Source organism: Polaribacter sp. WD7, from assembly GCF_003335085.1.
In the GTDB taxonomy this organism is placed as follows: domain Bacteria; phylum Bacteroidota; class Bacteroidia; order Flavobacteriales; family Flavobacteriaceae; genus Polaribacter.
Genome location: NZ_QPEJ01000013.1, coordinates 88,713 through 115,183 on the forward strand (window position 1 = coordinate 88,713; position 26,471 = coordinate 115,183).

Below are 26,471 nucleotides of genomic sequence, written 5' to 3' on the forward strand. Positions count from 1 at the left end.
ATTAGTAAAATGATTAAAATAGGAATTAACGGATTTGGAAGAATTGGAAGATTAGCTTTTAGATCTACAGTAAAAAGAGCAAACGTTCAAGTAGTTGCTATTAACGACTTGTTAGATGTAGACTATTTAGCTTATATGTTAAAATACGATTCTGTTCATGGTGCATTTGATGGTGAAGTTGAAGTTAAAGACGGTAAATTAGTTGTTAACGGAAATGAAATTAGAATTACTGCAGAAAGAGACCCATCAAATTTAAAATGGGACGAAGTTGGTGCAGAATATGTAATAGAATCTACAGGGTTTTTCTTAACTGAAGAATTAGCAAGTAAGCACTTAGAAGCTGGGGCTAAAAAAGTAGTTTTATCTGCACCATCTAAAGATCATACACCAATGTTTGTAATGGGTGTAAACAATACAGAATTAAAAGCAGACCAAAAGATTTTTTCTAACGCATCTTGTACTACAAACTGTTTAGCGCCTATTACTAAAGTTTTAAACGATAACTTTGGTATTGTAGAAGGTTTAATGACAACCGTACATGCTGCAACTGCAACTCAAAAAACTGTTGACGGTCCTTCTATGAAAGATTGGAGAGGTGGACGTTCTGCTATCGGTAACGTAATTCCTTCTTCCACTGGAGCTGCTAAAGCTGTAGGGAAAGTAATTCCTGCAATGGATGGTAAATTAACAGGTATGGCTTTTAGAATTCCTACAATGGATGTTTCTGTGGTAGACTTAACTGTAAAATTAGATAAAGCTGCATCTTATGATGAAATTTGTGCTGCAATGAAATCTGCTTCTGAAAGTGGACCAATGAAAGGTATTTTAGGCTATACAGAAGACTTAGTAGTTTCTCAAGATTTCGTAGGAGACACAAGAACTTCTATCTTTGATGCTAAAGCAGGTATTGCTTTAAATGATAACTTTGTAAAAGTTGTTTCTTGGTACGATAATGAAATAGGATATTCTACTAAGATTGTAGACTTGATTGAATATGCTGACTCTATTCAATAAGAAATAGAAACTCAAAATAAAAAACCTGATAACTTTTAAGTTATCAGGTTTTTTTATGTGTTTTAAAATCAAATTACTTTACTGCAATTGCACTAATTTCAACATTTACAAATTTAGGTAAGTTTGCAACTTCAACCGTTTCTCTTGCAGGGGCTGTATCTTCATTAAAATACTCACCATATACAGTGTTTATTTCAGAAAAATTATGCATATCTGAAATAAAAATTGATGTTTTTACAATGTTTTCAAAAGTCATATCTGCAGCAGCCAATACCTCTTTTAAATTTTCCATTACTTGAGTTGTTTCTTCTTTAATTGAGTCCAATACAAGTTCGCCATTTTTAGGGTTGATAGCTATTTGTCCGGATGTATATAATGTATTTCCGCTTAAAACAGCCTGATTGTAAGGGCCAATAGGGGCAGGTGCTTTTATTGTAGTAATTATTTTTTTCATTCGAATACGTTTTTAAAAAAAGCTATTATAATATCAATTTGTCCATTGTAATTATATGAAATAAAACCTAGAAAAAAAAGTCCAATTATTAATAAAAAAAGACCATCTAAAATGATTTTTCTACTATTTTCAAATGTAATATCTATATTTTTATTTTCATCAATGTAATATAAAATACCAATTAAAAAAGGTGGATTTCTTTTGTTTTTTTATTGAGTCCAAATTTTATTTCTTTTTCAATTTCACGACCATTTTTATCTTTAAAATTTACCGTATAATAGTAGGTAACAGAACTCCCATAGCCATCATCGTCTATTTGCGAACTTCTTTCTTCTCTTATTTTGATAACTTTAGCTTGTTTTTTTACACCATTTTTTTTTATTCTGATAATTTCATCAAGAACTTTAATAGCTTTATAAATTAGGTAAAAACCAAAAAAAACAGGAAAAATAAATTGGATGATAAGCATTTTAAAACAACCTTCTATCTGGAGGTCTTACTTTGTCCCACTTTAAATCAGATAAAACAGAAGATTTTATTCCAATAAAAAAAGTGTAAGAAGACTGTGCCCCGAAAGGAACCCAATTAAAATTGAACTGCCAACTGTCTAAATCTCTAGAAAAATTAAATCTAGAAAAAGTAAACCCACCATTTTTAATATCATAACCAGATGAATAGCCTAATTTCCATTTAGGAGACAATTCTAAATTTCCACTAAACATTAAGCTGTGTACACCAATTTCTCCGGGATCTACACCGTTGTTGGTATAATTTGCAGAATAGGCTAGGTTTATAGTCCAAGGTACTTTTGCTCTATAAAGTTGCGCTTCTTTATTTTGATCTTCTGGTGCTGTATTGATGTTCTTACGTTGACCAAATTGATCTGTTGGGTTAATATCTGCACCAATAATATCACCAACATCTTGATTTCCATTACTGTTCTTATCTTCTTTTTTGTCTTTTTTATTCTTTTCTAAATCTTTACTAGTAATAGAATAATTAGCTGTTAAATTTGCTCTAGTTAATCTTAAGATATTTGGGTTGAATTTGTTAATTCTAATTCCTCTTTCATTTACCTGATAAGGATCTAATGAACCGTTAAAATTTATGGCAAGTTTATCTTTTAAGAGTCGTGTACCTGCAGACATAGTTACTGGAGACCACCGTAAACTATCTGCAGCAAAATTATAAGAACTGTTAAAATTAAGATTGTTTAAAAGTGTAATTTTTTCATCTTCTTCATCACTATCAGGGTCTTTAGGAGCTAACTTGGCTTCTAAGACATTGTTTAAAGTAATACCAACAGAGTTGCTTAATCCTGCAGATGGACCTCCAAAAATACCCTGATCAAAAATAGTATATTCTCTAAGATCACTAGCATCTGCACTTTGCTGTACTTGTCTTACATAACGCTCTCTAAAATCTGGTCTGTAATTATAGGATACTGTTGGTCTAAAAGTATGGCGTATTGCCTTTAAACGACCTTTTTTAAATTCAAATCTACCATATACTGTTGTAGATAAACTTACACTTGCGTTATACTCTCTATAGGTTTTAAAGCCTCTTAAAGTATCTGTGACAACTACATTTTCTGCAGGATCATAGTTTTGATCTATAAAGTCAAAATGCCAAATTTCTTCGTAATTGGCACTTGGAGATAATGTAAAGTATTTAAAGGCTTTTATATTAGTACTTGTACTTGTACTGTGTTGTATTCCTGATCTAGCGGTCTCAAACATTCTACTAGTAAAAAAATCATCATCAGTAGTATTAATCAAATATTGCCCTTGCATGTTATAATTAAATCCCATTTTTTGGATGGGTGTTTTTTGAATTCCACCTTTTCCAGCAAAAGGGAAAAGTCTATCCATTGTTAGGTTTAAGGAAGGTAAAGTCATTGTAATTACACCAGTATTGGTATTTTGTTGATGCGTTGCTGCAACGTTCATGTTAAACGGTGTGCCTACAAATTTTTTGCTATAATTTACAGAAGAATTGAATGTGTTGGTTTGTGATTGAGAAATATTAAATTGGTTTAAAGATTCCCTAAAAAAACGACTACTTCCAAGGTTAACTGATGCAGAAAATCGTGAATTCGGACTCGCTTTTGAGTCTTGACTGTGAGACCATCTGATGTTAAAGTTATTAGCTCTACTAAAATCGTCAAACCCTCTTATACCATTAATAATGTTTTCAAAATTTAAACTAAAACTACCACTAAAACGATATCTTTTTTTATAATTAGAATTCATTCTAGCTCCCCAACTACCATTAGACCAAGCATCACCTTGAATGGCTAAATCAACATAATCATTAATAGCAAAATAATACCCTCCGTTTTGTAAACCAATACCTCTTGGGCTGCTCCCAGTATCAAAAGTAGGAAACAAAAAGCCAGAAACACTTGTTTCTGTAATAGGAAAATAAGCAAAAGGTATAACTAGAGGTGTAGGTACATCTGCCAAAACCAAATTACTAAATCCAACTATTATTTTTTTTCCAGGGACCAATTTGGCTTTATCTGTTCCTATGTAATAATCGGGTATTTTTTTTTCGGACGTGGTAAATCGTATTTTTCGAACGTAAACAGTAGAATCGTTAACGCGTTTGGTTTTAGTACCGTAAGTAAACATTTCTCCTTGTTTGGTTTTTAAACCATATATTATGGCACGTTTACTTTTAAAATTGTAAATCATAGAATCTTGTTCAGATTCTTGATTTCCTTGTTTAAAAACCGGACGCTGAACATAACCTGTACTATCTATGATTCCTTTAGCAAATAAGGTGTTTTTTTTATAATCTACTATGATTATTCCTGCTTTTAAATCGATGTCTGTGTAGGTAATATTAGCCTCATTATATAAAGTAACAGTCCTTTCTTTTGCGTTTTGTATAGTATAATCTTTAGCAATGTGCGTAATAATATCTTCAACGGTTTCTTTGGGTTTTATAGAATCTGTAGTAGTCGTATCTTTTTCCTTTAGAAATAAAGAGTTGTTTTTAGCATTTAAGATGGTATCCTTTTTAGAAAAAACACTATCTATTTCTTTTTCTGAAGAGATAACATCTTTACTGGTTTTTTTTTCTTGCGAAAAACCAGTTCTAGCAAAAAAAATGCAACAAAATAAAAGTATGTAAGATAGGTTTGTTTGCAATGCTATAAATACTATTTTTGTAAGGAAGTAAAAGTATGGTTCAATATTTGAAGCACCAAATTTACCAAGCCAAAATTAATTAAATTTTATTGATGGAGTTTAAAGAAAATATCAAAATTAATATGCGTTCCAGAATTCTCTTATTCTTAGTATGTTCATTTTTTTTATTTTTAAATTCTATATCAATTTCTGCACAAAAAAAATATGTTGTGGTCTTAGATGCAGGTCATGGAGGAAAAGATCCTGGTAATTTAGGAAACGGATACAAAGAGAAACATATTGCATTAAAAGTAGCTTTAGTTGTAGGCAAAAAGCTATCTAACTTTAAAGATGTAAAAGTTGTTTACACACGAAAGAATGACACATATCCTCCATTATGGAAAAGAGGTGAAATTGCAAACAACGCTAAAGCAGATTTGTTTGTATCCATACATTGCGACTCTCATACATCTAATGCTTATGGTGCAGGTACTTTTGTTTTAGGGCTAAGAGGAAATAAAAAAAACTTAGAAATTGCAAAAAGAGAGAACGCTTCTATTCTTTTAGAAGAAAACTATACAGAAAGATATAAAGGATTTGACTCTAACTCTGTAGAATCTGTTATTGGTCTATCTTTATTACAAGAAGAGAATCTAGATAAGAGTTTGGCAATAGCTAGTTTAATTCAAAATAATTTTGCGCAAAAACTAAAAAGAAATGACAGAAAGGTAAAACAAGATAACTTTCAGGTCTTAAGAGAAACCATTATGCCTAGTGTTTTGGTAGAACTAGGTTTTTTAACCAATAAAAATGAAGGGAGATATTTAAACTCTCTAAAAGGGCAATCTCAAATGGGAACCGCAATTGCAGACGCTATTTTAAAATATATCAATAATTTAAAATTAAATACAGTTGTAGACACAGGTATAGATACAACTATTAAAAAAGCGAATACTATAGCGTATAAAGTACAAATAGCATCTAGTAAAAATAAAATACCAACAAAGTCATATAACTTTAAAGGATTACAAAACATACAAAGAGTTCAAGTAGGTAAATATTATAAATATTATTATGGTATTTCGTCTGATTTTAAAGAAATTAAAAAATCACTTAAATTAGCTAAGAAGAAAGGGTATGTTTCTGCTTTTATTGTTGCATTTAAAAATGGAGAGAAAATATCTGTAAATGAAGCTCTCAAAATGTAATAATTTAAACAGCTTCTACGAAAAATTATTAGTAATATTGTTATCAAATAGTAATCTATGTCTAAAGAGTTAAAAACAGGAATTGTTGTTCTTGTAATTGTTGTTGGTTTTATATGGGGATTCAATTTCTTAAAAGGTCAAAATTTATTTGATGGAAATAAAAGATATTTTCAAGTAGAATATAGTAAGATTGGAGATTTAACAAGAGCTAGTTTTGTAACCATAAATGGACTAAAAGTTGGTAAGGTAGAGGATATTAAATTTAATACAAGTCAAGATCAAAGAGGGCATTTAATAGTTCGTTTTTCTGTAGATAACGACTTTGAATTTTCTAAAAATAGTATTGTTAGAATTTACTCACCAAACCCTATAGCATCATCAAATTTGGCAATTATACCAAGTTATGAAGGAGAAACAGCTGTTACTGGAGATACTTTACAAGGAGAAATGGAAGAGAGTTTATTTACCTCTATAGGAGAACGCTTAGACCCATTACAAACTAAAGTAGAAAGTGTTATTATAAAAGCAGACACTTTGTTTAGTGGTATAAACAAAGTATTAAATGAACAAGCGGTAGAAAACATAAACGTTTCTATTTCTAATATGGCTGCCATAGTTAAAGATTTAAGATTAACGGTTCAAAATGTTAATAGTTTAGTTGCTGACAATCAAGAAAATTTAAAAATAACAATAGCAAAAACAAAAGAGATTACAACTAACCTTAGCAGTATTTCAGATAGTTTAACCACTGTAAATATTAATAACATCGTTAAAAAAGCAGAAAATGCAGTTGATAATTTTAATACATTATCAAAACAAATTACATCTACAGAGGGTACAATAGGTAAGTTTATAAATGATAAACAAGTCTACGATAACTTAGAAGCAGCCACAAAAGAACTAGAAGAATTACTAAGAGATTTAAAACTGCACCCAAAAAGATATGTACATTTCTCTTTATTTGGCAAAAAGGCTAAACCATACAAACCAGCAGAAGAAGAAGGTAAAAAAGAAAAAGATTAACACATGTTACACTAATTTAATTTACTAGAAATGCAATACATACCAAATATATTATTTGCCATAGCTCTAGCTGCAGGTATCGGTTTTTTTGCGATGAACATTCGTAAACTTTCAAGAAATATCAATTTAGGTAAAGATGTAGATAGAAAAGATAGAAAATCTGAACGTTTCAAAAATATGATGATGATTGCCCTTGGGCAGTCTAAAATGGTAAAAAGGCCTCTTTCAGGTTTTCTTCATGTTGTTGTATATGTAGGTTTTATAATTATCAACTTAGAAGTCTTAGAAATTATTATAGATGGATTATTTGGAACTCATAGAATTTTTCAAGGTGTTTTAGGTGATACTTTTTATGGCTTTTTAATTGCAACTTTTGAAATACTAGCTGTTCTAGTATTAGTTGCCGTAATTTTATTTTGGACAAGAAGAAACGTTGCTGATATTAAGCGTTTTTTGAGTAATGAAATGAAAGGTTGGCCAAAAAAAGATGGAAATTTAATACTGTATTTTGAGATTGTTTTAATGAGTTTGTTTCTTACTATGAATGCAACAGACGTTCCTTTTCAACAAGCAGGAATAGGAAATCCAATTAGTCAGTTTATAGCACCTCTTTTTGATAGTTTTTCACCAGAAGCATTACACACTATAGAAAGAACAGCTTGGTGGATTCATATTTTAGGAATCCTTGTTTTCTTAAACTATCTATATTATTCTAAACATTTGCATATTTTATTAGCATTTCCTAACACTTATTTTGCCAATTTAAACCCTAAAGGACAATTCAATAACCTAGACTCAGTTACTCAAGAGGTAAAATTGATGATGGATCCAAGTGCAGACCCTTACGCTGCACCAGTTGAAGGTGCAGAAAATGAAGTGCCAGAAAAATTTGGGGCGAGTGATGTAACCGATTTAAATTGGGTGCAATTACTCAATGCATATACATGTACAGAATGCGGACGTTGTACATCTTCTTGTCCTGCAAATTTGACAGGAAAAAAACTATCACCTCGAAAAATTATGATGGACACACGTGATCGTTTAGAGGAAGTTGGTAGAAATATAGATACTAATAAAGGTGAATTTAAAGACGATGGCAAACAATTGTTAAACGATTATATCACGCCAGAGGAATTATGGGCGTGTACAAGTTGTAATGCTTGTGTAGAAGAGTGTCCTGTTAACATAGATCCATTGTCTATCATTATGGATATGAGAAGATATTTAGTTATGGAGCAAAGTGCTGCACCTCAAGAATTAAATATGATGATGACTAACATAGAAAATAACGGTGCTCCATGGCAATATAATCAACAAGATAGATTGAATTGGGTAAATGAAGACTAGTTGATTTTATGATAAATAAAGAGCAATAAAAGATTTTTGAATAGGCATAAACGAACACTTAAAACAAAATATAATGAACGTACCAGTAATGGCAGACATGATGGCTCAAGGGAAGCAGCCAGAAATATTATTTTGGGTAGGAGCAGCAGGAAGTTATGATGATAAAGCAAAGAAAATATCCAGAGCTTTTGTAAAAATTTTACATCAAGCCAAAGTTGATTTTGCTGTTTTAGGTACAGAAGAATCTTCTACAGGAGATGCTGCAAAACGAGCAGGAAACGAATTTTTGTTTCAAATGCAGGCAATGATGAACATAGAAGTTTTAAATGCTTATGAGGTAAAAAAGATTGTAACTTGTGACCCTCATTCATTCAATACTCTAAAAAATGAATATCCTTCTTTAGGGGGAAAATACGAAGTTTACCATCATACACAATTTATTCAAAATTTAATAGCAGAAGGACGTTTAGAAATTAATAATACCACCTTTAAAGGAAAAAGATTAACTTTTCATGACCCATGTTATTTAGGAAGAGCCAATGATGTATACGAATCTCCAAGAGATTTAATCAAAAGGTTAGGTGTTAATTTAACCGAAATGAAACGTCATAAATCAACAGCATTGTGTTGTGGTGCAGGAGGAGCTCAAATGTTTAAAGATGCAGAAGCAGGAGATAAAGAAGTAAATGTATTAAGAACAGAAGATGCAATAGAGACTAAACCACAAATTATTGCAACAGGTTGTCCTTATTGTAAAACAATGATGACAGATGGTGTTACTTTTAAAGAAAAAAACGATCAAATAGTGGTAAAAGATATAGTAGAATTAATAGCAGAAGCTAATCAACTATAATATGAAAACACACTATTCTTTACTTTTATTATTATGTATGGCTTTGTCTTGTACAAAAAAGAAACCAGCAATAGAAAATATCTCAGAAATAGAGAAAGACTCTATCATTAAAGAAGATAAAGAAAAAGTTGTAGTCGTAGAAGATAAACTTATTTTTACAGTACAAATAGCTGCTCTAAGAAATGAAAATAGCGAATTAGAAAATTTTGAAGATGTAAAGATTTACCAAGAAGATGGTTTTATAAAATATCGTATTGGATCTTTTCTAACATATGAAGATGCTGTAAAACATAAAGAAATGTCAAAAACATTCTTTGCAGATGCATTTGTACAAGCATTACAAAATAATAACCCTATTCACATAAAAGAAGCTTTATCTATAAAGTAATTCTACGATGATAAAAAGTTATATAAAAGCAGCTCGTTTGCGAACATTACCTTTATCTGTTTCAGGAATTATTGTGGGTAGTCTATTAGGTTTTAAAGAGGTAATGCATACAGAAGACAACCTAATCTCTATATTTTTAACACCTATTTTTTGGTTAGCTATTTTAACAACTATTGGCTTTCAAGTATTGTCAAATTTTGCCAATGATTATGGAGATGGAATAAAAGGTTCAGATAAAGATAGAGAAGGAGAAGAGAGAATGGTGGCTTCAGGGGCTATAACTCCCAATCAAATGAAAACAGCAATGATTATCACTACAATAATTACGCTTACCATTGCGTTTTTATTGATCTTTGTTGCTTTTGGTAAAGAAAATTTTACTTATTCTATACTTTTCCTTGGTTTAGGTATAGCTTCTATAGTAGCAGCTATAAAATATACAGTAGGCAATACTGCTTACGGATATAGTGGTTTTGGAGATATTTTTGTTTTTCTGTTTTTTGGATTGTTAAGTGTTGTTGGTAGTTATTTTTTGCACACTAAATCTATAAGCGTAACAATATTTTTACCTGCAATATCAATAGGTTTATTAAGTACTGCAGTTTTAAATTTAAACAATTTAAGAGATAGAAATCATGACAAAAAGAATAATAAAAACACCTTGGTGGTAAAACTAGGAGTTACAAAAGCGAAAAAATATCATTTTTTTTTAATTTTAGGAGCTTTATGTTCTGCTCTAATGCATGTATTTGTAGATTTTACTAGTTTTTTACAACTTTTATTTTTGATAGCATTTATACCTCTATTTCTAAATTTAGTAACCGTAGCTAAAAACTCAATTCCTTCAGAATTAGATAGTGAACTTAAAAAAGTAGCATTAAGTACATTTTTATTTGCTATTCTTTTTGGAATAGGAAATATTATATTTTAGTCAATTTCATGAAAAAAATAAAAATCATTTTAACCATCATTACTTCTTTAGTAATTGTATTTTTTTTAACAGGATTGGTCGTAAAAGAAACCAATTATTCTGTTAAAGTTTCTATAGCAAAACCGATTAATCAAGTGTTTGATGTATTTAACGCTTCAGGAAATCTAAAAAAATGGATTCCAGAAATTAAATCTATAGATACGATTACCTTAAATCACGGTAAAATAGGAAGTCAATTTAAAATGGTAGTAGAAAATAATGGTGAAGAAATTACAATGACAGAAAAAATTTTAGCTTATGTTCCAAATCAAAAAGTAACTTTATTTTTTGATGCAGAGAACATGTTAAAAACAGACGATTATATTTTTACAGAACACAATGGTATGACTACAGTTACCTTAAATGCTTCATGTAGAAGTGATTCTTATATAATGGGCTGTGTGTTTCCCTATTTTAAAAACGTTTTTAAAGATCAAGACCAAATGTATTTGAATAACTTTAAAGCATATACAATCAAACAATAAGTAGAAATTGATAACAGCAACGTATAAAAAATACATACTCAATTTTAAAAACCCTAGTGGAACATCTCGCGGTGTTTTAAAAACCAAAGAAACTTGGTTTATCATTTTAAAAGAAAATGAAAAAATAGGTGTTGGAGAAACAGGTTTATTTAGAGGATTGAGTATTGATGATGTTACAGGTTATGAAGAAAAACTTAAATGGGTTTGCTTAAACATACATTTAGGTCTCAAAAAACTATTAGAAGAATTACTTCAGTTTCCTTCTATTCAATTTGGTTTAGAGCAAGCATTTTTATCTGTAAAGGGTAAAACTCCTTTTGATTTGTTTCCTTCAAAATTTACAGAAGGTAAGTCACCAATTCCCATCAATGGTTTGGTTTGGATGGGAAATACATCTTTTATGAAAAAACAGATAAAAGAGAAGTTAGCAACTGGTTTTTCATGTATAAAAATGAAAATTGGAGCTATTGATTTTGAAGCAGAAATTAATTTATTGCAAGCTATTAGAAAAGAATTTTCGTCTAAAGAAATAGAATTAAGAGTAGATGCAAATGGTGCTTTTCATCCAGATGAAGCGCTAGAAAAATTAAAAAGGCTATCAGCTTTAGAAATTCATTCTATAGAGCAGCCTATTCAACAAGGTCAAATTCATAAAATGGCAGCGTTATGTTCACAAACTCCTATACCAATTGCATTGGATGAAGAGTTGATAGGAGTATTTACATCCATAGAAAAGAAAAACGCTATAGATACGATTAATCCACAGTATATTATTTTAAAACCTAGTTTAGTTGGGGGTTTTGCAGGTAGTAAAGAATGGATTACATTAGCAGAAGAAAATAACGTTGGTTGGTGGATGACGTCTGCATTAGAAAGTAATGTAGGTTTAAATGCAATTGCTCAATTTACATATACTTTACAAAGTAATTTACCACAAGGTTTAGGAACAGGAAGCTTATTTACCAATAATTTTACAAGTCCGTTAGAAGTAAAAAACGGTACGCTAAGATACAACCCAAAAGTAGATTGGAATTTTAATATACTATAATGAATTTTATACAGCAAGCATATAAAGGAAATAGAGATTGGTATTTGTGGTTATTAACGCTGTTTTTGGTATTTATAGGTTGGCAATTTATAGGTGTAATTCCTTTAGCTTTAGTTGCTTTTAAACATTCTAGTGGTTTTGCAGAATTTATAAAAGCAGGGGAGGATAATTTTATGTCTTTAGGTATTAACAGTAGTTTATTTCTTTTATTAATCATTATATCTTTTGCTTGCGGTTTATTAATGCTATTAATTGGTGTTAAGTATATTCATAAAAGAAGTTTAACATCATTAATAACAAGTAGAGATAAAATTGATTGGAACAGGTTTGTGTCTGGTTTTATTTCTTGGGGTGTTGTAGCTATTATTAGTATTATTGTAGGTATATTTTTAGTTCCAGAAAATTACGTATGGAATTTTAGATTGGTTCCTTTTGCTACATTGATTGTAGTATCATTCTTATTTTTACCCTTGCAAACTAGCTTTGAAGAGGTTTTATTTAGAGGATATTTAATGCAAGGTATTGGTGCTTTGGTTAAAAATAGATGGTTTCCGTTAATTGTTACTTCTGCGGTATTTGGGCTTTTACATGGAGCTAATCCAGAAGTAGAAAAGTTAGGTTATATTTCTATGGTATTTTACATTGGTACAGGCTTATTTTACGGAATTACAACGTTAATGGATGAAGGAACAGAGTTGGCATTGGGCTTGCATGCAGTTAACAATATTATAGCTGCTTTTTTTGTAACTACAGATTGGACTGTTTTTCAAACAGATGCTTTATATATAGATACTTCTGAACCTTCTGTAGGTTGGGAAATGTTTTTTCCTGTTTTAGTGTTATACCCTCTCATGTTAGCGTACTTTTCTAAAAAATATGGTTGGAAAAATTGGATAGAAAAGTTAACAGGACGTGTACAAAAACCTATTAAGGAGTATAGTGAAATAGGCAAAAAATAGATAAAGTATTGACTAACACATCTTTTCATAAAGATTTTAAACTTCAAGGGAAATCGTTTTCTACGGTTTATGAATTGTTGAGTTTTACTAAAAAATCTTTTGATGATGATGTTTACGAATTTCTAAGCGTTTGGTTTTCTCCTGAAGATAGTATAGTTGTGCAGACATCAGGCTCTACAGGATTGCCAAAACCTATTCTGTTAAAAAAAGAGTACGTTAGAAATTCTGCCATAGCAACAGGCAAGTTTTTCAAAATATATGCAAAAACAAAAGCGTTATTATGTTTGTCTCCAGTTTATATTGCAGGAAAATTGATGTTGGTCAGAGCCCTAACTTTAGGTTGGCATTTAGATATAATTCAACCAATATCAAATCCGTTAGAGAAGCTTAAAAAGAACTATGACTTTTGTGCAATGGTGCCTTTACAGTTGGAAAATTCACTTCCTTTTTTGTCTCAAATAAAACAACTTATTGTTGGTGGAGGAGTAGTAACTGAAGTTTTAAAACAAAAACTTCAATCAAGTAGCTGTTCTATTTTTGCCACATATGGTATGACAGAAACCATTACACATATTGCTGTAAAAAAGTTGAATAATTACGCATTACAACCACAGTTTTTTAAGGTGTTAGCTAATGTTAAAATTTATAAAGATACTAGAAATTGCCTAGTCATAGATGCTGTTAAAGTTTCTAATAATATTTTTGCAACAAATGATGTTGTAGAGCTAATCTCAGACAAAGAATTTAGATGGTTAGGTAGGTATGATAATGTAATTAATTCTGGTGCCATTAAATTGTATCCAGAGAAAATTGAAGAAAAATTAGCACAGGTAATTAATGAACGTTTTTTTGTTGCAGGAAAACCTGATGCATACTTAGGAGAAAAACTAATATTAATAATAGAAGGAAAACAAAGAAAAATAGATTTTAATGATATTCTTTTGACAAAATATGAGGTGCCCAAAACTATTTTTTTTATTGATAAATTTGTAGAGACCCCTACTCAAAAAATACAAAGAAAGAAAACTTTAAATTTGATATTTAAAGCGGTATAGTTTTTGGATTATGTTCTAGATTTGTATTGATTTAATTTTATTATTTTAGAAAAAAAATTTTTGATGAAAAATACGATTGTAAGTTTATGTGTTTTTTTGTTTGCTTTTGGAAGTTATTCGGCCCAAGAGGCTATGCCCCCGCATAATGAAGAAGGCGCTTCTGTCTGGGTAGATTCCTTTAAAAAAGCTCTAGAAAAATCTAAGAGGGAAAAGAAACCAGTATTAATTTATTTTACGGGTTCAGATTGGTGTGGTCCTTGCAAAGTTTTAGATAAAAAACTATTTCATTCAGCAAAATTTATAAAAATAGCCAACAAAGACTTAATATTGTACAAAGCTAACAATCCTAGAAATAGAGATTTAGTTGAAGCAGAAAGATTAAAAGAAAATTACAAACTAATAGATAAATACAAGGTAAATTCTTACCCGACTTTAGTGTTTGTAAATCATAGAGGCAAAATGATTGGTTATAAAAAAGGATTAGTTTTGACAGAATATTACTATCCTTTTATTAGTTCTGTAATTGAAAATTATTAACTAAAAAAACCGAAGCAATTTGCTTCGGTTTTTTTAGTTCTACAATAGTAAGTACTTTTTACTTTTGATTGATTACTCTAAAAGTAGTTCTTCTATTTGCTCTGTGTTCTGCCTCAGTACAAGAAACACCATCTGCACATCTGTTAGTCAATTTTGTTTCACCGTAACCGTTTCCAGTCAATTGGCTAGGGTTAACACCTTTAGAAATTAAATAATTTGTAACAGCTTGAGCTCTTCTTTCAGACAAATCTTGGTTGCTAGCTTTAGTTCCTCTAGAATCTGTATGAGATTCAATTGCAACAGCTACACCGTCTTTTAATATCGGTAATAATCTAGCATCAATAATTCTTTTAGCACCAGAAGTTAAGGTTGCACTACCTAAGTTCCAGTTAATAGGTAATGGAGTATTATTTACCAATTCACATTCAACTTCTTTCCAAGTAGTTAAACCACCTTTGTTTACCAATACTTCCTTAGTAACAGTTTTGTATTTAGCAGCTACAGTAACTTCTTCTTTCCAAGCGTCTTTAACCAAAACAGTTTTTTTAATTGTTCCGTAAACAGCAGGAATTTCTACTTCTTTTGTTGTAGGAGGTGTTACCATTACTCTTTTAGTATATGTTTTTTTGTAACCAGGAACTTCATTAGAAACGGTTGAAGCGTCTTTGTCTAACTTAGTTAAAGGTACTGTTACAAATTGAGCAGGAATTGGTTTATAACACCAGTATCTACAGTCATTAGGGTCACTAGATTCACAATCAGGAGCTTTTTCACTCATTTCCCATTTTGCTGATGCAGCTTTTGTTTCGATAACTTGGGCGTCACTCATAAATGTAGCATTTACAACACTAAGTTTATTAGCATCTTCTTTTGCTATATAAGATATCTCTCTATTTTCCCAAACACCAGGAACAACAACTAAACGTTTACCAGCTTCTTTTACCAATACTTCTTCTGTAACTGTTTTGTATTGAGCAGGATAGGTTACTATTTTTTTGTAAGCAGGAGCAACTTCTATAGTTACATCTTCATTTTTCCACACTTCTGGAGTCTTACATCTTACGTAACATTTACCTGGTTCTGGATTTTCAGGCAAATCTTGTCCAAAAGAAATTGATGCTACCATTACAAATGCAGCACTGAGTAATAATTTTTTCATAATTAAATCTGTTTTTGATTTTAGTTCATTAATTGAGACACTCAAATATTAAGAAAGTCACGAACAAATATAAAAAAAACTTAAAAAAATGTTAACAAAAAGCGAATCAAGTTACAGTTTGTCGTAAAATAAACTTTTTATAATTCCGTCTGATAACCCTATCTTAGGAACATAAATTTTTCTAGCTCCGCTCCATTTCATGGCAGAAAGGTAGATTTTAGTTGCAGGAATAATTACGTCGGCTCTATCTGGATTCAAGCTTAATTCAGAAATACGTTGCTCATAGGTCATTTGTTTTAAAAATTGATATTGAGCACTCAAATAGATATAAGAAATAGGTTTTCCTTCTGTTCTTCCAGACATTTTAAATAACTTGTTGATGTTTCCACCAGAACCAATTAAAGAAATTTTCTTGAAGCTTTTGGTATTCTTTTTAATCCACTTTTCTACTTCTGCAAAAACTTCTTTATTTATTGATTTTTTATTCTTTAACAAACGAACAGTACCCATTTTAAAGGATTTTGAAGCTACAATTTTACCTTTTGAAAAAATTGTAAATTCTGTGCTACCACCACCAACATCTACGTATAAATACGTTTTATGACCGCTAATTAACTCGTTTAAATCAGTAGAAGAAATTATAGCAGCTTCTTCTTTTCCACCTATAATATCAACAATAATGCCTGTTTCAGTACTAATCATCTCAACTACATCCTTTCCATTTTTAGCTTCTCTCATTGCAGATGTAGCACAAGCTTTATAGCGTTCTACTCCATGTACATCCATTAATAGTTTAAATGCTTTCATAGCATTAACCATACGTAGCATGTTATGCTCACTAATATCTCCGCCAACAAATGCGTCTGCTCCTAGACGAATAGGTACACGAACTAAAGCAGATTTTTTAAACTTAGGTTCTTGATCATCAGAAACGATAACGTTAGCAACTAATAATCTAATAGCATTAGAACCTATATCTATGGCTCCGTATTTTTTAATTTCTAACAAAGTAATTATTTATGATTCTTTGGAAACTCTACCATAAAGGTTTTTCCTTTTTTGATGTTTTTCCAGTGTTTTTCTTCAAATTGAATTCCAACAATACCACAAGTAGTAACATGCGGAATTGGTTTGTTTCCAAATTTATTAACAAAAGTGTTAATACCGTGGTCGTGGCTAAAAATGATGGCAGAGTTGAATGCATCATCTAAGGCACAAACCGTCTTTACCAAATAGCCATCACTAAAACTATACAACTGTCTATTTATTTGCAAATTGGCTAGTGGATATCCTAAATTTTCACAGAAAATTACTCCAGTATGTAAAGCTCTATTGGCACTACTTGAGATAAAAACATCTGGTCTTTTAATTTTTTTGTTTAAAAATTTAGACATTAAGTGTGCGTCTTTTATTCCTCTTTTTTTTAGAGGTCTGTCAATATCCTCAATACCAGAATATTCCCAAGACGATTTTGCATGCCTAACTATATATAAGGTTTTCATTTAGGGTTGATTGTTAAAATGTAAATATAGAAATTTATGGAGCTAATCGTTCTAATTTCCAAGAAAAATCTTCTTGTAAACGATACCGAATTCTATCATGCATTCTATTGGGTCTCCCTTGCCAAAACTCTATAGATTTAGGTTTTACCAAATAACCACCCCAGTGCGGAGGTCTTTGTATTTCTTTACCATCAAAGCTTCGCTCAAACATTTTTAGATTTTTATCTAGCTCCTCACGAGAAGAAACTACTGTACTTTGGTTAGATGCCCAAGCACCTAGTTTACTTCCATCAGGTCTAGAATCAAAATAACCATCAGAAAGATTTTCTGCTAATTTCTCAGCTTTACCTTTAATAATGATTTGTTGTTCTAATGCAGGCCAAAAAAAAGACAGGCAGATGTTGTTGTTATTTTCTATAGCTTTTCCTTTTTCTGAAGTATAGTTGGTATAAAAAATAAATCCTTCCCAAGTAAATTTCTTTAATAAAACGACTCTGCTTTTAGGAAAACCGTCTATACCTATTGTAGAGATAGTCATTGCATTAGTTTCTTCTACAGTATCAGAATCGTCTGCATTTCTAAACCATGTTTGGAACAATTCCATAGGATTTCCTGGACAATTACTTTCTAAAAGTTCTTGTTTTTCGTATGATTTACGATAATTAGAGAGGTCTTTAGCCATTTACTTTTTTTTATACAAAGATAATCCAATAAAGGTTAAAAATCCATTTAAAATTAAGACGAAAAAGCCAAAATCAAAACCAAACGAGTTCAAACTATAATAACTGATTACAAAAGTTAATATTGGTGCAAGTAAGCAAATGATGGGTACCATTTTATCTTTTACGTTATACTTTGTAAATAAACCAAAAGCATACAAACCTAACAAAGGCCCATAGGTATATCCTGCAGCTTTAAAAATATTAGCAATTACACTTTCATTAGCAATAAAATATTTAAAAATTAAGATAATAAGGATTAAAAGAATAGAAAAGCCAACATGAATACGTTTTCTAGTTTTTTCTTGCACATTTTTATCTTTCTTTTTATCAATTTCTAAGATATCTATACTAAAAGATGTGGTTAAAGAGGTTAATGCAGAGTCTGCACTAGAGTATGCTGCAGCAATTAATCCTAATAAGAAAAACAGTGCTGTAGCTATACCCAAATTACCCTGCGTAGCTATAATAGGAAAAAGTTGATCTTTTTGAGCCTCTAATCCATTTTTTAAAGCATAATCTGTAAGTAAAACGCCCAAGGCTAAAAAGAAAAAGTTTACTATTACTAGTACTATAGTAAACCAAAACATATTTTTTTGAGCATCTTTTAAGTTCCTACAAGTAAGATTTTTTTGCATCATGTCTTGGTCTAATCCTGTCATTACAACTGCTATAAAAGCTCCTGATAAAAATTGTTTCCAAAAGTAATTTCCAGCACTAATATCTTCAAAAAAGAAAATTTTAGCGTGTTTATTATTAGAAATATAGGTTACTAAATTTTCAATATTCATTTCATTAGAAATCGTATAAATACAAACACCAACGGCTATTAACATAAATAAAGTTTGCAAAGTATCTGTCCAAACTATAGTTTTTATGCCGCCTTTAAAGGTATACAACCAAATCAGTAAAATTGTTATAGAAACAGTTACCCAAAACGGAATACCATAGTTATCAAATAAAATGACTTGCAAAACATTAGCAACTAAAAACAATCTAAAAGCGGCTCCAATAGTTCTAGAAAGTAAGAAAAAACTAGCTCCAGTTTTATAAGAATAGTATCCAAACCTCTCTTCTAAATAGGTATAAATTGATGTTAAGTGCAAACGATAATAAAGCGGTAGTAAAAGTAAACCAATAATAGCATAGCCTACTACATAGCCTAAAACCATCTGAAAATAGCTCATGCTTTGTGCTTCTACCCAACCAGGAACAGAAATAAATGTAACGCCAGATAAAGAAGCTCCAATCATTCCAAAAGCTACTAAATACCAAGGAGATGAATTATTGGCCTTAAAAAAAGTAGTGTTATTTGCAGATTTTCCTGTGAGGTAAGAAATGAAAATTAATACAGAAAAGTATGTAACAATTAATAGGATAATATGAAGTGGTTGCATTGTAAATTACAAATGTTTAATTGTGAATTACGAATATATGTTTTTCTAGCATCTTTTTAGGATTTGACAATTCATAATTCGTAATTTTGTGGTCTATGGATTTTTCATCAAAACTTTTAGAAAATGCAGTTAATGAGGTGTCTCGTTTACCCGGAATAGGAAAACGAACTGCGCTACGTTTGGTGTTACATTTGTTAAAACAACCTTCAGAACATACTCAATATTTATCACAGGCATTGTTACATTTACGAAATGACGTAAAAACTTGCGAAAAGTGTCATAATATTTCAGACACTGTTTTGTGTGATATTTGTAAAAACCCCAAAAGGAAACCAGAAGTTGTTTGTGTTGTGGAAGATATTAGAGATGTTATGGCAATAGAAAGTACTTCTCAGTTTAATGGGTTATACCATGTTTTAGGAGGAAAAATATCTCCCATAGAAGGTATTGGTCCTCAAGATTTAAAAATAGAACCTTTGATTCAAAAGGTAGAAAACGGAGAGATAAAAGAACTTATTTTTGCTTTAAGTTCTACCATGGAAGGCGATACAACCAATTTTTATATTTATAAACAAATTGAAAAATTTAGAATTATGACATCTACCATTGCTAGAGGAATTTCTGTAGGCGATGAGTTGGAATATGCAGATGAAGTTACCTTAGGAAGATCTATTGTTAATAGAATTCCTTTTGAGCAGAGTATAAGGGGTTAGATTTTAGAGTAAGTAATAATCGTCGTTACTTCCTCATTAGTTATAATATCGATAATTTCAGTAGTTATTTTGTGAGTTTGATTATTGTTTGAAAATTCGATTTTAAATTCTTCATTTCCAAATTGATAAATAGACTTTCCTAAATTTATCCAGTTATACTTTTTTTCAAAATTAACACATTCTCCTTTTATGTCTTTATGGAAATTACTTTCAAAAATAGAATTGTCATTTAAAAATGTTATTGAACTTTTGATGTTACATTCGTCAGTTAAATAAATTTCTTTATTACCATATAAAATCGATTTTATCTTCCAAGAGCCAACAATTGGATCTAAATCGATATCATTTTCAGAATTACATGAAATTAAACCCGAAATTATAATTAATAATAAGATAAACTTTTTCATAAATATTTAAAATATAATGAGGAATAAATAGAATCTAATCCTTCTCTATAACTATAGTTTTACTCATTTTAACTTTATGCTTTTTTAAAGAGTAAAAAGCCATAAAAGCACTAATTACCATTAAAATTGCTGCCAATAAAAAAGGAGCGCCTGCAAATTTAAAAGGGGTATCATCTTTTGTAAAATAGTAGAACATACCTGTCATTAAAGGAGGGCCAACAATAGCAGAAGCACTCATTAAACTGGTAAGCGTTCCTTGAATTTCTCCTTGTTCTGTTTCTGGTACTTGAATTGATATGACAGCTTGTAAAGCAGGACCAGCTATACCCCCTAAACAATAGGGAATTAAAAAGACAAACATCATCCAACTGTCTGTAGCAAAAGCAAATAAAAGCATTCCTAAACTGTATAAAAAGAAGCCTACGTAAATACTTTTTTCGTTTCCAAGCTTTGGATTTATCCATCGTATTAGGACACCCTGAACTATGGCAACGCAAAGGCCAATCATTCCTAGTGAAAGACCCACCATTCTTTCGTCCCAATTAAATTTGTACATAGAAAAGTAGCTCCAATTGCTTTGTATTGCATGAGAGGCCACATATAAGATAAACATAGACAAAACCAAACCAAGAAGCTTGGGATATTTTTTTAAACTCAAAAAACTACCAACAGGGTTTGCTCTTTTAATATCAAAACTCCTTCTTTTTTCTTCGGATAAGGATTCAGGAAGGATAAAATAACCGTACAAGAAATTTACAAAACATAAAATTGCAGTTGCATAAAACGGAACTCTAGCTCCGTATTGTCCTAATAAACCTCCAATAACAGGACCAATGATAAAACCTAAACCAAATGCGGCACCTATCATTCCAAAGTTTTTAGCTCTGTTTTCAGGGGTGCTAATGTCTGCAATATAGGCAGATGCAGTAGTTATGCTTGCACCTGTGATTCCTGCAATTACTCTTCCAATAAACAACCAAGTAATGGTTGGTGCTAATGCTAGTAAAATGTAATCTAAAGTAAAACCTAATAGAGAGATTAAAATTACAGGTCTTCGTCCAAATTGGTCACTTAGATTCCCTATAAGAGGTGCGAAAATAAATTGAGTAATAGCGTAAGCAAATGTTAACCAACCACCAACTTTAGCCGCTTCACTTATATCACCTTGAATTAGTTCTTCAATTAATCCTGGAATTACAGGAATAATAATTCCCCATCCAATCACATCAATAAGCATTGTGATAAAGATGAATCCTAAAGCAGCTTGCTTTCTATTTTTTTTCATAGGTTAGTTTGCAAAGCCAAAGAAAAGAATAATTATGCAATTATTGGTTTTCTGTAATAGATTTGTCAGAATTTTCTAGAACTTCTTTTTCAGCTTTTTCCCAAGACTTTTTTTCTCTAATCTTTTTGTATAAACGAATTCCTAACATTAATAAAATACCAAAAAGAATGATGCCTACAACTCCCCAAATCCAATTGATAGCACTTTTTAGCGTTACTAAAAATACGGCTGCAAATAAAATAATAGTAGAAATTTCATTCCAAATTCTTAGTTGTAAAGGAGAATATTTAATAATATCATTTTGCAATTGTTTGTAAATTCTTTGACAAGAGTAGTGATAAAAATAGAGTGCCAAAACAAATGCTAGTTTAACATGCATCCAAGGTTCAGAGAGGTAATAGGGGTTTTTATAAAGCATCCAAAAAGCAAAAAAACTAGCCAATATAGCAGAAGGCCATGTAATGATATACCACAATCGTTTACTCATTAATTTAAACTGCGTTTGTAATATTTTTTTATCTGGTTGAGGTTTTTTTTCTGCCTCTATGTGATAAATAAACAAACGAACAATATAAAATAAACCTGCAAACCAAGTAACAACAAAAATAATGTGTAGTGCTTTTACGTATAAAAAATCCATAGCTTAAAGTTACAAAAACAATATTAAATTATGTGATTTTGCCAATTTTTAATCCAAGTAGTCATAACGTCTACCCAATCATCATTGTCATTTATACAAGGCACTGCATAAAAAGATTTACCCCCAGCTTCTATAAACTCTTCTTTTCCTTCCATACCTATTTCTTCTAATGTTTCTAAACAATCAGAAACAAAAGCCGGAGTTACTACAGCTAAATTTTCAACACCTTCTACTGCAAATTTTTCTATAGTTTTATCTGTATAGGGTTGCAACCATGGGTCGCTACCAAGTCTAGATTGAAATGTAGTAAAATATTGTTCTGGTTTTAAATTTAAATATTCTACTACTTGCCTTGTTGTTTCATAACACTGGTGTTTGTAGCAAAATTGATGTGCTGGAGAAGTGTTTTGACAACATTGAAAAGTTTGATCTGAAGGATTACAGTGGCTTTTTGTAATGTCTGATTTTCTTATATGACGTTCTGGAACACCATGATAAGAAAACATAATTTTATCCCATTTTTTATCTGATAAATAACGCTGAATACTATCTCCTAAAACTTTGATGTATTCTTTTTTATTATAAAATGAAGGAATGTAAGTGTATTTCATTTCAGGAAAAAACTCTTTTCTAAGTTCTTCTGCCAATACTAAAATAGTTTCAGTAGTAGCCATTGCGTACTGAGGATAAAGAGGAGCTAGCAATACTTCTGTTACACCTTTGCCTTTAAGTTCTTCTAAACCGTCTTTTATAGAAGGATTACCATAACGCATTGCCAGAGCAATAGGAATATCTGTTTTTTGTTGAATTTTTTCTTGTAATTTTTCTGAAAGTACAATCAATGGAGAACCTTCATCCCACCAAATTTTTTGATACGCTTTTGCAGATTTTTTTGGTCTTGTGTTTAATATAATTCCTTTTACTAAAAAAGACCTAAGTAAATATGGGACGTCAATTACACGTTCATCCATTAAAAATTCACCTAAATAATTTTTTACGTCTTTTGTAGCGGTACTATCTGGTGATCCTAAATTTATCAATAAAACTCCTTTCATGTTGTCAATTCTTAGCTTCTATAAAGAAGGTTTTTTACAGTTGTTATTTATGTTATTACTGATGTTTTTAATACTATTTTTATCTTCTAAGTTGGTTTGTAGCTTCGTAAAGCGTTATAGCTAAACTATGAATCACATTCATAGATGAATTTCTACCATACATGGGTATCGCAATAGTATTGTCTAATAGTTCTATGTTTTCTATTCCATCTCTTTCACTACCCAAAAGTAAGACGATTTTTTCATGATTTTTGAAATTAAAATCTTGAATTTCGATGCTTTTATCAGTAATTTCTATACCAATAATAGTATTTCCTTCAGCTTTTAATTGCTTTATCAATTGTTCAAAATTGCTATAAAAATCATGAGTTATTTGGGCAATTGTATTTCTAGCGGTTTTTACAACTTTTCTATTTTCTAAAGAAGGAGAGTTTTTATGAAAATAAATTTTTTCTACACCAAAACTCTCAGAAATTCTAAAACACATGCCAATATTTTCTGGTGTCCTTATCGCATCACAAACAATTGTAATAGGAAATTGTTTTTGTTGATTTTTAATATCGTAGTGAGTAAGTTGTTTCAAAATGTATAGTGACTTAACTATCGTTTAATGCTATTTTTATTTAACCAACGTTGGTACTGGGTTGCATTTTTATTATGCTGCGTTAACGTTTTTGCAAACTTATGATAACCAATCTTATCTGCGTCTGCACACATATAATAATAGTTATGTTTTGCAGGGTTTAAAACAGCATCTATAGCAGAAATATCTGGCATAGCTATTAGTGTAGGGGGTAAGCCTCTTTTTTTATAGGTGTTGTAAGGAGAGTTGATTTCTAAATCTATGAGTAAAACTCTTTTTACCTCGTAATCTTGACCTTTTACTTGTTTTACGCAATAAATTACTGTAGGATCTGCTTGCAGGGGAATCCCTTTTTTTAAACGGTTTAAATACAAACCCGCAACAATTGGTCTTTCTGTTTTTTTTGTTGTTTCTTTGTGTACTATAGATGCTAGCGTAATAACTTCATCTTTAGTCATATTTAAATTTTTAGCTTTTTGAAGTCTATCTGCATTCCAAAATCGATGATATTCTGATAGCATTTTAGCTCTAAATTTTTCAGCAGAAACAGTCCAGTATAATTCATATGTATTCGGAATAAAAATTTGCAGTACAGATTTTTCGGTAAGTTTATTTTTAGATAAAAATTCTTGATCAGTAAATGCAGTCATTAAAGAAATAGAATCTACAGCAAGTTGTTGCGCAATTCTGCCCGCAAATTTTTCTAACGTATCTTGATTATTAAATGATAGTTTTAAAGGAGTTTGCCAACCACTTCTAAGCATATTAATTAAGTCATTGTTAGACATTCCTTTTTTTAAAACATATCTGCCTGCTTTTGGTTTAGAGACATTTTTTTTGGCAGCAACCCAAAGAAATGTATTGGGTTTATTTGAAAAAGGAGTGATTTTATTTTGTACATCAACCAAACTATCTGAAGTAGTAACATATAAAATAGTTGTTTCTGTAATGGCCGAACCAAAAATTTTTTGATAATAATTGTAACCAAGAATAGTTGCAAGAATAATAAAAAAGCCTAAAATGTAAATTGTTTTTTTACCCAATGAAATCAGTTTTAAAGAATAACAAAATTAAGGTTTTATCAATTGATATAAAATTTCATCTTTAAATTTACCTTTAGATAAAATCCAATCTTTTTTAATGCCTATTTTTTGAAAGTTGTGTTTTGTAAAAAGAGAAATACTACTAAGGTTATCTGTGGTAATATTAGCATACAATTGATGTAAATTTAATTGATAAAAACAGTAATTAATCAAAACAGATAGAACTTCTGAAGCAAAACCTTTTTGTTGAAAATTGGGGTGAATTAGAATTCCTATTCCTGCTCTTAAATGTTGTGGATTATAATCAAAAAGATCTATCATTCCAATTTTTTCTGAAGTATCTTTTTTCTCAATCATCAAGCGCAATTGTTTGGCTTCATAAATATCTAGATGAGAATGCTCTATATATTGCTTTAAAATGAATTTAGAAAAAGGAGTTTGTGTATGACTAACTTCCCAAAACGATTCGTTATTTTCTATATCATATAAAAAACCTAAATCTTCGGGTTCAAGTGCACGCAAACTAATTTTTTCTCCGCTTAATTTCATCAATTATTTTTAAACAATCTTAAGTATCTTTTTACAAAAGATACAAAGTGCTGTAACCTTACGGTTAAATTTCAATTCGTCCTTCAAAAACAAATTTTGCAGGTCCTTTTAAAAAGACATTTGTATATTTTCCATCATTTTCAGTAAAAGAAACGGCTAAATGACCACCTTCTACTGGTAAAGATATAGAATTGCTTTTGGTTTTTAGTGTTTTATGCATTGCAATGGCAACAGCGGTAACACCTGTACCGCAAGCTAACGTTTCGTTTTCAACACCTTTTTCATAAGTACGTACTCTAAACGTTTCTTCATCTATTTGTTGCACAAAATTGACATTACTACCTGGATCGTCATAAGAGTACCTAATTTGTTTTCCAGTTTCAAATACAGGAAAGGTATCTAAATTGTCAACCAATTCTACATGATGTTGTGTTCCAGTATAAGCAAAAACTGCATCTTTTTTCATGGTAATTTCTTCAACATCAATCATTTTTAGACTAACAATACCCTTGTTAATTTCTGCATAATGAGAACCATCAACAGCTAAAAAGTCAGTTTTATCAACTATAATATCCAATTTTTTTGCAAAAGCAACAGCACAACGTCCGCCATTTCCGCAGAATGTTTGACTGCCGTCGGCATTAAAATAAATCATTTCAAAATCATATTCGTGATGATTTTCTATAAGTATTACGCCATCTGCACCAACACCAAAATGTCTGTCACACAAATGTGAAATTATGTCAGTATTCTGTTTTGGAAAGGTTTTTGTTCTGTTGTCTATCATCACAAAATCGTTTCCAGTTCCTTGGTATTTGTAAAAAACTAAATTCATGAAACAAAGGTAACGATTTTTGATCTCACAAAAGGCTTGTTAATACTCGGTTAAAATCCGTTAAAACAAGTTAAACATATTTTTTTAAAATGTTAAAATTATATATTTG

Annotated in this window: 29 protein-coding genes; 13 read left to right on the forward strand and 16 right to left on the reverse strand. The window is 30.5% G+C overall.

The window, feature by feature from the left end; all coding sequences use genetic code 11:
- Positions 1–9 precede the first annotated feature (9 nt).
- A complete protein-coding gene (gene gap, locus DUT90_RS01520; RefSeq protein ID WP_114424953.1) occupies positions 10–1,014 on the forward strand; it encodes a type I glyceraldehyde-3-phosphate dehydrogenase in 1,005 nt (334 codons plus the stop codon).
- 73 nt (positions 1,015–1,087) lie between these two features.
- Here gap and DUT90_RS01525 read toward each other — a convergent pair whose 3' ends face one another.
- From DUT90_RS01525 to DUT90_RS01535, 3 genes are all read right to left on the reverse strand, one after another.
- Positions 1,088–1,468: a RidA family protein gene (locus DUT90_RS01525; protein ID WP_114424954.1), complete on the reverse strand. Its 381-nt coding sequence runs from the start codon at positions 1,466–1,468 to the stop codon at positions 1,088–1,090.
- A 181-nt stretch (positions 1,469–1,649) separates the two neighbouring features.
- Complete coding sequence (locus DUT90_RS01530) at positions 1,650–1,937, reverse strand: hypothetical protein (protein ID WP_114424955.1); 288 nt, start codon at positions 1,935–1,937, stop codon at positions 1,650–1,652.
- 1 nt (position 1,938) lies between these two features.
- Positions 1,939–4,623, reverse strand: coding sequence for a putative LPS assembly protein LptD (locus DUT90_RS01535; RefSeq protein ID WP_181858119.1), 2,685 nt, complete (start codon positions 4,621–4,623; stop codon positions 1,939–1,941).
- Positions 4,624–4,715: 92 nt separating this feature from the next.
- Between DUT90_RS01535 and DUT90_RS01540 the strand changes: the two genes are divergently transcribed.
- The 11 genes from DUT90_RS01540 to DUT90_RS01590 all read left to right on the forward strand — a co-directional run bounded on the left by DUT90_RS01540 (position 4,716) and on the right by DUT90_RS01590 (position 14,475).
- Positions 4,716–5,810 (forward strand): N-acetylmuramoyl-L-alanine amidase, encoded by a 1,095-nt coding sequence (locus DUT90_RS01540; RefSeq protein WP_114424956.1) that lies wholly within the window; start codon positions 4,716–4,718, stop codon positions 5,808–5,810.
- A 57-nt stretch (positions 5,811–5,867) separates the two neighbouring features.
- Positions 5,868–6,833 (forward strand): MlaD family protein, encoded by a 966-nt coding sequence (locus DUT90_RS01545; protein WP_114424957.1) that lies wholly within the window; start codon positions 5,868–5,870, stop codon positions 6,831–6,833.
- Positions 6,834–6,863: 30 nt separating this feature from the next.
- Complete coding sequence (locus DUT90_RS01550; RefSeq protein WP_114424958.1) at positions 6,864–8,180, forward strand: (Fe-S)-binding protein; 1,317 nt, start codon at positions 6,864–6,866, stop codon at positions 8,178–8,180.
- A 73-nt stretch (positions 8,181–8,253) separates the two neighbouring features.
- Positions 8,254–9,033, forward strand: a complete 780-nt coding sequence (locus DUT90_RS01555) for a (Fe-S)-binding protein (protein WP_114424959.1) — start codon at positions 8,254–8,256, stop codon at positions 9,031–9,033.
- A 1-nt stretch (position 9,034) separates the two neighbouring features.
- Positions 9,035–9,421, forward strand: a complete 387-nt coding sequence (locus DUT90_RS01560; RefSeq protein WP_147266191.1) for an SPOR domain-containing protein — start codon at positions 9,035–9,037, stop codon at positions 9,419–9,421.
- Between the two features lie 7 nt (positions 9,422–9,428).
- Entirely contained in the window at positions 9,429–10,352 is a 924-nt protein-coding gene (menA, locus tag DUT90_RS01565; RefSeq protein ID WP_114424961.1) for a 1,4-dihydroxy-2-naphthoate octaprenyltransferase, read from the forward strand.
- An 8-nt stretch (positions 10,353–10,360) separates the two neighbouring features.
- A complete protein-coding gene (locus DUT90_RS01570) occupies positions 10,361–10,876 on the forward strand; it encodes an SRPBCC family protein (protein ID WP_114424962.1) in 516 nt (171 codons plus the stop codon).
- Positions 10,877–10,883: 7 nt separating this feature from the next.
- A complete protein-coding gene (locus tag DUT90_RS01575) occupies positions 10,884–11,924 on the forward strand; it encodes an o-succinylbenzoate synthase (RefSeq protein WP_114424963.1) in 1,041 nt (346 codons plus the stop codon).
- On the forward strand, positions 11,924–12,883 hold the full coding sequence (locus DUT90_RS01580; RefSeq protein WP_114424964.1) for a CPBP family intramembrane glutamic endopeptidase: 960 nt from the start codon (positions 11,924–11,926) through the stop codon (positions 12,881–12,883). Before DUT90_RS01575 ends, DUT90_RS01580 begins: the two co-directional genes overlap by 1 nt.
- A gap of 8 nt (positions 12,884–12,891) precedes the next feature.
- Positions 12,892–13,938 carry an AMP-binding protein gene (locus DUT90_RS01585; protein ID WP_114424965.1) on the forward strand — a complete coding sequence of 349 codons (1,047 nt, stop codon included), beginning with the start codon at positions 12,892–12,894 and terminating at the stop codon, positions 13,936–13,938.
- A gap of 63 nt (positions 13,939–14,001) precedes the next feature.
- Positions 14,002–14,475 (forward strand): thioredoxin family protein, encoded by a 474-nt coding sequence (locus DUT90_RS01590; RefSeq protein ID WP_114424966.1) that lies wholly within the window; start codon positions 14,002–14,004, stop codon positions 14,473–14,475.
- 58 nt (positions 14,476–14,533) lie between these two features.
- Here DUT90_RS01590 and DUT90_RS01595 read toward each other — a convergent pair whose 3' ends face one another.
- The 5 genes from DUT90_RS01595 to DUT90_RS01615 all read right to left on the reverse strand — a co-directional run bounded on the left by DUT90_RS01595 (position 14,534) and on the right by DUT90_RS01615 (position 19,252).
- Complete coding sequence (locus tag DUT90_RS01595; protein ID WP_114424992.1) at positions 14,534–15,634, reverse strand: OmpA family protein; 1,101 nt, start codon at positions 15,632–15,634, stop codon at positions 14,534–14,536.
- Positions 15,635–15,745: 111 nt separating this feature from the next.
- A complete protein-coding gene (locus DUT90_RS01600; protein WP_114424967.1) occupies positions 15,746–16,642 on the reverse strand; it encodes a Ppx/GppA phosphatase family protein in 897 nt (298 codons plus the stop codon).
- Between the two features lie 5 nt (positions 16,643–16,647).
- Positions 16,648–17,136 (reverse strand): histidine phosphatase family protein, encoded by a 489-nt coding sequence (locus DUT90_RS01605; RefSeq protein WP_114424968.1) that lies wholly within the window; start codon positions 17,134–17,136, stop codon positions 16,648–16,650.
- 34 nt (positions 17,137–17,170) lie between these two features.
- Positions 17,171–17,818, reverse strand: a complete 648-nt coding sequence (gene pdxH, locus DUT90_RS01610) for a pyridoxamine 5'-phosphate oxidase (RefSeq protein ID WP_114424969.1) — start codon at positions 17,816–17,818, stop codon at positions 17,171–17,173.
- Entirely contained in the window at positions 17,819–19,252 is a 1,434-nt protein-coding gene (locus DUT90_RS01615; RefSeq protein ID WP_114424970.1) for a sodium:solute symporter, read from the reverse strand.
- 95 nt (positions 19,253–19,347) lie between these two features.
- Here DUT90_RS01615 and recR point away from each other — a divergent pair, with 95 nt between their 5' ends.
- Positions 19,348–19,965, forward strand: a complete 618-nt coding sequence (recR, locus tag DUT90_RS01620; protein ID WP_114424971.1) for a recombination mediator RecR — start codon at positions 19,348–19,350, stop codon at positions 19,963–19,965.
- On the opposite strand, the gene DUT90_RS01625 is transcribed toward recR, so the two are convergent.
- From DUT90_RS01625 to dapF, 8 genes are all read right to left on the reverse strand, one after another.
- On the reverse strand, positions 19,962–20,372 hold the full coding sequence (locus DUT90_RS01625; protein WP_114424972.1) for a hypothetical protein: 411 nt from the start codon (positions 20,370–20,372) through the stop codon (positions 19,962–19,964). The two genes, recR and DUT90_RS01625, sit on opposite strands and share 4 nt — an antisense overlap.
- A 34-nt stretch (positions 20,373–20,406) precedes the next feature.
- The gene (locus DUT90_RS01630) at positions 20,407–21,657 is read right to left on the reverse strand and encodes a TCR/Tet family MFS transporter (protein ID WP_114424973.1); all 1,251 of its coding nucleotides are present in this window, start codon (positions 21,655–21,657) and stop codon (positions 20,407–20,409) included.
- Positions 21,658–21,697: 40 nt separating this feature from the next.
- The gene (locus DUT90_RS01635; RefSeq protein ID WP_114424974.1) at positions 21,698–22,297 is read right to left on the reverse strand and encodes a CopD family protein; all 600 of its coding nucleotides are present in this window, start codon (positions 22,295–22,297) and stop codon (positions 21,698–21,700) included.
- A 23-nt stretch (positions 22,298–22,320) separates the two neighbouring features.
- Positions 22,321–23,352: a ferrochelatase gene (gene hemH / locus DUT90_RS01640; protein WP_114424975.1), complete on the reverse strand. Its 1,032-nt coding sequence runs from the start codon at positions 23,350–23,352 to the stop codon at positions 22,321–22,323.
- A gap of 79 nt (positions 23,353–23,431) precedes the next feature.
- Positions 23,432–23,935 carry a TrmH family RNA methyltransferase gene (locus tag DUT90_RS01645; RefSeq protein ID WP_114424976.1) on the reverse strand — a complete coding sequence of 168 codons (504 nt, stop codon included), beginning with the start codon at positions 23,933–23,935 and terminating at the stop codon, positions 23,432–23,434.
- Between the two features lie 17 nt (positions 23,936–23,952).
- Positions 23,953–24,978, reverse strand: a complete 1,026-nt coding sequence (gene mltG / locus DUT90_RS01650) for an endolytic transglycosylase MltG (protein WP_114424977.1) — start codon at positions 24,976–24,978, stop codon at positions 23,953–23,955.
- 27 nt (positions 24,979–25,005) lie between these two features.
- Positions 25,006–25,527: a GNAT family N-acetyltransferase gene (locus DUT90_RS01655; RefSeq protein WP_408962301.1), complete on the reverse strand. Its 522-nt coding sequence runs from the start codon at positions 25,525–25,527 to the stop codon at positions 25,006–25,008.
- 64 nt (positions 25,528–25,591) lie between these two features.
- Positions 25,592–26,362 (reverse strand): diaminopimelate epimerase, encoded by a 771-nt coding sequence (dapF, locus tag DUT90_RS01660; RefSeq protein ID WP_114424979.1) that lies wholly within the window; start codon positions 26,360–26,362, stop codon positions 25,592–25,594.
- Between the last annotated feature and the right edge of the window lie 109 nt (positions 26,363–26,471).

Bases quoted from the DNA above. Each gene is read 5' to 3' on its own strand.
- gap (WP_114424953.1), top strand. From the start codon at position 10: ATGATTAAAATAGGAATTAACGGATTTGGAAGAATTGGAAGATTAGCT.
- DUT90_RS01525 (WP_114424954.1), bottom strand. From the start codon at position 1,468: ATGAAAAAAATAATTACTACAATAAAAGCACCTGCCCCTATTGGCCCT.
- DUT90_RS01530 (WP_114424955.1), bottom strand. From the start codon at position 1,937: ATGCTTATCATCCAATTTATTTTTCCTGTTTTTTTTGGTTTTTACCTA.
- DUT90_RS01540 (WP_114424956.1), top strand. From the start codon at position 4,716: ATGGAGTTTAAAGAAAATATCAAAATTAATATGCGTTCCAGAATTCTC.
- DUT90_RS01545 (WP_114424957.1), top strand. From the start codon at position 5,868: ATGTCTAAAGAGTTAAAAACAGGAATTGTTGTTCTTGTAATTGTTGTT.
- DUT90_RS01550 (WP_114424958.1), top strand. From the start codon at position 6,864: ATGCAATACATACCAAATATATTATTTGCCATAGCTCTAGCTGCAGGT.
- DUT90_RS01555 (WP_114424959.1), top strand. From the start codon at position 8,254: ATGAACGTACCAGTAATGGCAGACATGATGGCTCAAGGGAAGCAGCCA.
- DUT90_RS01560 (WP_147266191.1), top strand. From the start codon at position 9,035: ATGAAAACACACTATTCTTTACTTTTATTATTATGTATGGCTTTGTCT.
- menA (WP_114424961.1), top strand. From the start codon at position 9,429: ATGATAAAAAGTTATATAAAAGCAGCTCGTTTGCGAACATTACCTTTA.
- DUT90_RS01570 (WP_114424962.1), top strand. From the start codon at position 10,361: ATGAAAAAAATAAAAATCATTTTAACCATCATTACTTCTTTAGTAATT.
- DUT90_RS01580 (WP_114424964.1), top strand. From the start codon at position 11,924: ATGAATTTTATACAGCAAGCATATAAAGGAAATAGAGATTGGTATTTG.
- DUT90_RS01590 (WP_114424966.1), top strand. From the start codon at position 14,002: ATGAAAAATACGATTGTAAGTTTATGTGTTTTTTTGTTTGCTTTTGGA.
- DUT90_RS01595 (WP_114424992.1), bottom strand. From the start codon at position 15,634: ATGAAAAAATTATTACTCAGTGCTGCATTTGTAATGGTAGCATCAATT.
- DUT90_RS01605 (WP_114424968.1), bottom strand. From the start codon at position 17,136: ATGAAAACCTTATATATAGTTAGGCATGCAAAATCGTCTTGGGAATAT.
- pdxH (WP_114424969.1), bottom strand. From the start codon at position 17,818: ATGGCTAAAGACCTCTCTAATTATCGTAAATCATACGAAAAACAAGAA.
- DUT90_RS01615 (WP_114424970.1), bottom strand. From the start codon at position 19,252: ATGCAACCACTTCATATTATCCTATTAATTGTTACATACTTTTCTGTA.
- recR (WP_114424971.1), top strand. From the start codon at position 19,348: ATGGATTTTTCATCAAAACTTTTAGAAAATGCAGTTAATGAGGTGTCT.
- DUT90_RS01625 (WP_114424972.1), bottom strand. From the start codon at position 20,372: ATGAAAAAGTTTATCTTATTATTAATTATAATTTCGGGTTTAATTTCA.
- DUT90_RS01630 (WP_114424973.1), bottom strand. From the start codon at position 21,657: ATGAAAAAAAATAGAAAGCAAGCTGCTTTAGGATTCATCTTTATCACA.
- DUT90_RS01635 (WP_114424974.1), bottom strand. From the start codon at position 22,297: ATGGATTTTTTATACGTAAAAGCACTACACATTATTTTTGTTGTTACT.
- hemH (WP_114424975.1), bottom strand. From the start codon at position 23,352: ATGAAAGGAGTTTTATTGATAAATTTAGGATCACCAGATAGTACCGCT.
- DUT90_RS01655 (WP_408962301.1), bottom strand. From the start codon at position 25,527: ATGAAATTAAGCGGAGAAAAAATTAGTTTGCGTGCACTTGAACCCGAA.
- dapF (WP_114424979.1), bottom strand. From the start codon at position 26,362: ATGAATTTAGTTTTTTACAAATACCAAGGAACTGGAAACGATTTTGTG.